The 6,434-nt window shown below is 42.1% G+C and carries 6 protein-coding genes; 3 read left to right on the top strand and 3 right to left on the bottom strand.

Features of this window, described 5'->3' with window-relative positions; translation table 11 throughout:
• The 3 genes from CXF78_RS07225 to CXF78_RS07215 form a co-directional block, all read right to left on the bottom strand.
• Positions 1–1,500: immune inhibitor A domain-containing protein (locus CXF78_RS07225; protein WP_145991391.1), on the bottom strand; the 1,500-nt coding region annotated here is incomplete at its 3' end.
• Positions 1,500–1,817, bottom strand: coding sequence for a hypothetical protein (locus CXF78_RS07220; RefSeq protein ID WP_102036395.1), 318 nt, complete (start codon positions 1,815–1,817; stop codon positions 1,500–1,502). The genes CXF78_RS07225 and CXF78_RS07220, both read right to left, overlap by 1 nt.
• A 207-nt stretch (positions 1,818–2,024) precedes the next feature.
• Positions 2,025–2,621: a YhgN family NAAT transporter gene (locus CXF78_RS07215; RefSeq protein WP_041412685.1), complete on the bottom strand. Its 597-nt coding sequence runs from the start codon at positions 2,619–2,621 to the stop codon at positions 2,025–2,027.
• Positions 2,622–2,938: 317 nt separating this feature from the next.
• On the opposite strand from CXF78_RS07215, the gene CXF78_RS07210 reads away from it, so the two are divergent.
• From CXF78_RS07210 to hemN, 3 genes are all read left to right on the top strand, one after another.
• Positions 2,939–4,525: a ZIP family metal transporter gene (locus CXF78_RS07210; RefSeq protein ID WP_049763499.1), complete on the top strand. Its 1,587-nt coding sequence runs from the start codon at positions 2,939–2,941 to the stop codon at positions 4,523–4,525.
• A 55-nt stretch (positions 4,526–4,580) separates the two neighbouring features.
• On the top strand, positions 4,581–5,330 hold the full coding sequence (locus CXF78_RS07205; RefSeq protein ID WP_011635535.1) for an NRDE family protein: 750 nt from the start codon (positions 4,581–4,583) through the stop codon (positions 5,328–5,330).
• A 232-nt stretch (positions 5,331–5,562) separates the two neighbouring features.
• On the top strand, positions 5,563–6,434 hold an 872-nt coding region (hemN, locus tag CXF78_RS07200; RefSeq protein ID WP_219622056.1), incomplete at its 3' end, for an oxygen-independent coproporphyrinogen III oxidase.

The following is a 6,434-nucleotide window of genomic DNA, read 5'->3' as shown; positions in this document are numbered from 1 at the left end:
GTAGTTACCTTCTATTGCAACGCTATCAACCAACACTTGCACATAATCATAATCGTCTTCTATATCCCAATGGGCTTGAAATGATAATGCTAATGGCGTATCTAATGGTAAGGTCACATCAAAAGACATGGCATTATTGATCATATTACCCTGACCTGAATAATACTGATATTGACCCGTTAATGGTGCTTTAAAAGCAACAGCCTCAGCGGGTAGCGCTATAGATAGCTGGTTTACGGCATCGGTATTGACGGCATGGTTAAGTTGCACCGCGGTACCGCTACTGGTTAAATCGGCCAGAGATATATGCTGCTCATTAACCCACTTACCTTTGTATTTTTGCTGTAAGAAAGATTTTGCATATGGGCTAAATCCACTTGGTTGAGCACCAGCAATACTACCGGTCCAGCTACCGCCAGACATCAATGACCAAGCACCTACAGGCGAACCATCACCACTATTAGTGGTGTCGTACTCATCGGGTAAGCCTAAATCATGACCAAACTCATGGGTGCATACTCCTGCCGCAGCATCGATTGGCTGCACGGTGTAACCGAATATCTTAAGGGCCCGGCCAGGAATAACATAACCATTGGTATTTGAATCGACATAAAAACGATGCGACCAAATTGCATCCTCACCCAATACACCACCACCAGCTTCTTCACCGATGCTTGAATGAAACAGCATCACGTGATCGATAATACCGTCAGCTTCATCATAATTACCGTCGCCATCGATATCGAAAGGGTCTTCAATATCATAGCTTTCAAGTTCAGTATCACTCATACCGCTTACTGCTTTGGTGACAGCTTCTTTTACTAGCTCTGGGACGGCTTTATCGTTGTCATCGGAGTCGTTGCCACCATAATAAGCGGCATTATTGTCTGCGGTGACCCAGTCTTGTACTTGACCGGTAAAATAAAAACTATTGCCGGACACCGCCTGAAAATACTGATGTGCCGATTGCAGCGTTTGATTACTTGGGCCTGTAAAACCAGTTTGTGAAAATAGCAGTTGCTGATAATGTGATGCAGGGTAACTGCTGTAATACATGTCAGTATCACCCACTTCAAGCTGGTTAGCATCATTAGGTAAATCAGGAAAGTCCACCAGCACAGCTAACACCTTTACCGTTTTGGTAATATCTTGATCGGCTAAGACTTTGTTATTTGCCGCGGAATATTGAGCACTTTTAGTATTTTTTTGCGCGGAACGTTTAATGCGTAATTGCTCAGCTTTTACCTCTATGGCAGCAGGCTTAAAAGTCGCATTTCGACCACGGCTAACAAAAGCATCTACTGCAGCTTGTTTTTCAGCTTCGCTGGCATCAACACTCACTTCGCCACGTTTAATTAACCAATACAACACTTGTTGTTCATTAATTAGCCCCGCATCAGCAGGAGTGCCTGTTTGTGGAGCAGCAACAGCAGCCATACCGCTACATGCAAGCAATAAGGATGAAACGGCTAACCCTTGATATTTAGTCAACTTACTCATTACGACTTACCTGTATTTGGTGTTGGTTTATGGCATTTTTCAAATGCTTTTTGGCGTTTAGTTATATAATCAGCAACAATTTTATCTATTTGTGCTTGATCCATGTCAGCGGTGATGAGCCCTTTCTTGCGCAAATTTTCAGTTAATTTGGTGCGATCACGTAAAGGTGGCATCGCACTTGGACCACAATCTTTAATTAATGGTTTGGTTACCACTACAGTGGCTGCTTGTTCGTCTACCTTTGATGCTGCTGACTGATTTTGACACCCTTGCAAGGTCATAAAAACAAGCCCCAACATGACGATAATATATTTCATAATTCACCCCAAACAATAATTACATGACATTAACAGTTGCAACCACAGGGTTACAATTAAATTAGACATTCTTTAATGTAAATAAATCTATTCGATTAAAAATTAATACAAAAGGCTATTAACCCAGCGCCCAAAAGCAGCAAGCCGACTCTGTTGAGTCGGCTTGCTGCAGTTACTTGGCACAATGTTTATCTATAACAATTTAGCTTAATTTACCGTGGAGTTGATATAATTTGATATTCCATCCAGTAACATTTGTACTGATATCATCACCAATACCATCCCCATTAGTCGCTCTACCGCTATTAAGCCTTTCTCACCAAGGATACGAGTAAACAACTTATAGAACATTAAAATAACGGCACTCATGCCCCATGCTGAGACCAACGCAATAGTCCAATCTGTCATGCGGCTGCTATCTGTGTGCGCCAATAGTATCAAGGCCGCTAAAATAGATGGACCAGCCATTAGCGGAATAGCCATCGGAACAATAAAAGGCTCTTCACCAGCAGCTAATCCAGCCACGCCACCCGGCGAAGGGAAGATCATTTTAATCGCGATTAAGAATAAGATAATGCCGCCCGCAATGCTAACGGATTCAGAACGTAAGTTCAGAAAATTAAGAATAGCTTCACCAGCATACAAAAACGACAACATGATAACCAACGCAAATAACAATTCACGGATTAAGACTTTACGGCGTTTTTTGGGATCAATATGCCGCAATATGGAAGCGAATATAGGTAAATTACCCAACGGATCCATAATCAAGAACAACATGACGGCTGCAGAAAAAATATCCATGGACAACAATCTTTTAATTAACAAAATATGGGCTACATTGTATACCCAACACAGTAACATAAGCGATGAAAACAGCCAGTTTATTGATGATTACAAGGCGTTAGTTGTTAATAATAGTGAACAATGCCTCATCACAAATAGCCACATACGCTTGCCAAAGTGATGACCTGAGAAAGTTTTTTGGCTTTAACGTCAATGACTAGATCTGCATTCTCTATAGGTTCTAAGTAAATTTTTCAGCTTGAGATATTCACACGCTACAATACTGGTTTAAAATGGTATACTGCGTTGTTTTTTTCGATTTATTTCTGGATAACATGCTCTATCTAATCGCTAGCTGTATTGCACTGCTGTTTGGGCCACTTTTTTATCGCTTCTTTTCATCAGGTAGCGGATTACAAAAAGGCCTAGATGGATTTATATTCGTCTCCCTTGGCGGATTGGTGCTCATTCATATTTTGCCAGAACTGTTGGAGCATGGTGGGTTTATCACGCTATTGTTTGTCATGCTTGGCGTTTGGGGCCCGACAGCCAGTGAAAAACTGTTTCATCGATATTCAGAAATCACCCACAACATCACCCTCACTCTCGGCATTGGCGGACTATTACTGCACACCATTACGGACGGTGGAGCGATGGTATTGGCACAACAAGAAGGCAATTCGACACTTCTAGCCTTAGGCGTGATCATGCACCGCCTACCTGTTGGTGTCGCCATTTGGTGGTTACTCAAACCTCAAGTCGGCACTCGATGGGCTAGCGCCGTTTTAGCTGCAATGATGGTATTAACCAGCGTCGGCTACTTTGCTGGCGAACATTTGTTAACTCAATTAAGTCTTGAAAACACGGTTTACTTGCAAGCCTTTGTTACCGGTTCCATTTTGCACGTTGTATTACATCAACCACATGGCCACCAACAAGAAGACAAGCAAGGTCAATATCAATACCAAGCAGGCATTGGCAGCCTATTAGGTTTAGGGTTATTAGCCCTGCTACTGCTGATGGATACTGGCGGCCATGAACACGCTCATAAAGACCATGGTTCAGAGCAATTCGTTAGTTGGTTACTGACTATTTCTCCGATCCTATTAGGCAGTTACTTTATCGCCACAGCGAGGTTTGCATCAGGATTACGACCATCTCATCCTTCCCTAGGATTACGTTGGTTACAGCGTTTAGCCGGACCTGAAGCATTGTTAATTACCTTATTACTATTGGGCCCTTGGTTTGCGCTTTACCAAATATTGGGGCTATTAGCTATTGGGGCACTAATGACACTGACAAAAGTTGATATAACAGATCCGCACCCAACACTATCAGAGTCACCTTGGCGCTTTGGCTTTAGCCAATTAGTCGACCGAAGTGCCCCCTGGATTATCCTTAGCTTAGTATTAGCAAACTTGATAGGTCATCCATCTGTTCCGCTTGAGAACCCCGCATTACAGGTATTTATTTTACTATTAGTCTTTTTGCCGATGCGTTTTTGTAATTTAGGCACGGTAATTTTGGCACTTGCCTTGGCTTACAGTGGTTGGAGCCAAATTGCTGTGGCATTTACTTTACTCGCAGCGCCGGTACTCAGCATCGGCCAGTTGAAGTTAATGAATTGGAAACAAGGACTCATGTTAGGCGGGATTTTACTGGTAGGATTAATGGTGGCAGATCAACTCACTCTGAGCTCATCATTAACATTACAGTTACCTGAATCGGTCAATATACTTGGTCTAGTAGCAATCGTTTTATTGTTTGGCGCCAGCTTATTGCGACTTGGACCTCGAAAGTTTTTAAGCCGTTTGATGATCAACTTAAAATCAGCACCACATAGCCATGACCACGGCCATCATTCAGACACCAAAGCTGCACATCATCACGAGTCAGCTGCGCCACATAAGCATCATCATTAATCATAATCGATTTATTAGGTTATGATGGCGGTGTCGATATTTTTAAGGGGCTGCCATGTGTATTTTATTTATTGCCGTTGAAGCGCATCCGGATTACCCCTTAATTGTCTGTGCTAATCGCGATGAATTTCATCACAGAGCAACCGAACCTGCCTACCGTTGGGCAACAACACCAATCATTATCGCTGGGCAAGATAAACAAGCCGGTGGTACTTGGTTAGGAATTAATGAACAGGGTCAATTTGCTGGGCTAACCAATATTCGAGCAATCGAACAGCAAGATGGCGTTCGCAGTCGTGGAGAGTTAGTCGTTGACGCGCTAACCAAACAACACATCAATAGCCAATGGTTAACTGAACACTCGATTAACTACAATCCGTTTAATTTAGTCTTCGAACAGCACAATCAACTCCATTGCTTTAACAGTAAAACCTTAACGACTACTTTGCTTAAGCCTGGTTTTCATGCTGTGAGTAACGGTGCGCTGGATGATATATGGCCTAAAATGGCTAAAGGTCAGCAACAGCTACAAAGCTATATCAAACAAATGCAATCACCTTGCATAGACCAATTACTCAATATCATGCGCGATACTTCTCAACCCAAAGATCAAGATTTACCCCAAACAGGCATCAGTCTTGAGTGGGAGCGACGTCTATCATCTATTTTTATCGAACATGAAGAATACGGCACTCGTTCAACGAGTGTTGTGTTGAAACACCGCAGCGGTAAAGTACAACTTACTGAAGTGAGATACGATGGCAAGGCACGCAATTTAGGCTCTCAACGTTTTAACCTTGGCTAGAAGCCAGCCTTATCTAAATAATCGCCAAACACAAACTGTGACCTGCTGCACAGTCTAGTCATTATTTCATATCAGCTATCGCTAAACCTCACTAATCACCATAGGCAACATTCATTTTTACAACCTAGATCAAGGTTATTTGATCACGAACATTGCATACTTCGCCTGTTGCTAATTTACTCCCGGAGGACACGCCTTGAAGCAGCCCACTCAGATTAGTTGGGATCAGTCGATGATCGAAAAGTACAATTACAGCGGTCCCCGTTATACTTCTTACCCGACCGCACTAGAGTTTGACGATGCCTTTACTGAGCAAAACTTACTGACATCTATTAAAAACAGTAAGTCAGATAAACTGTCGCTATATGTGCATATTCCTTTTTGCGCCAAGCTTTGCTACTACTGTGGTTGTAATAAAATTATTACTCGCCACTCTCACAAAGCAGATCAATACATTGAATATCTGGCCACTGAGATTATTAAACGCGCCCCATTATTCAAAAATTATACCGTAACCCAAATGCATTGGGGTGGCGGTACACCGACATTTTTAAGCCCTGAACAAATTCTTAAACTGACCGCATTAATTAAACAACACTTTAATTTTGCTGATGTGGGTGAATACTCAATTGAAGTTGACCCGCGTGAGATAGAGCTCAGCATGTTAGACACCTTAAAAGAAGCTGGGTTTAACCGGGTATCTATTGGTGTTCAAGACTTTAATAAAGAAGTACAAATTGCCGTTAACCGTGAGCAAGACGAACAATTTATTTTCGACTTAATTGCCAGAGCTAAAGAACTCGGTTTTGTATCAACGAACGTTGATTTAATTTACGGTTTACCGCTGCAAACGCCAGAAACGTTTGCGAAAACTATTGCGCGCATTATTGAGCTATCGCCTGATCGTCTATCTGTCTTTAACTATGCACATTTACCATCGCGTTTTGCTGCACAACGTAAAATTAAAGAACATGATATGCCTGCTCCACAACAGAAATTAGATATGCTTCGCCAAACGATAGAATCGTTAACAGATGCGGGTTATCAATTTATTGGTATGGACCATTTTGCCAAACCCAATGATGAGTTGGCAAAGTTACAAAA

The organism is Shewanella sp. 11B5, assembly GCF_002836795.1.
In the GTDB taxonomy this organism is placed as follows: Bacteria; Pseudomonadota; Gammaproteobacteria; order Enterobacterales; family Shewanellaceae; genus Shewanella; species Shewanella frigidimarina.
This window is presented reverse-complemented; position numbering and strand designations above follow the sequence as displayed.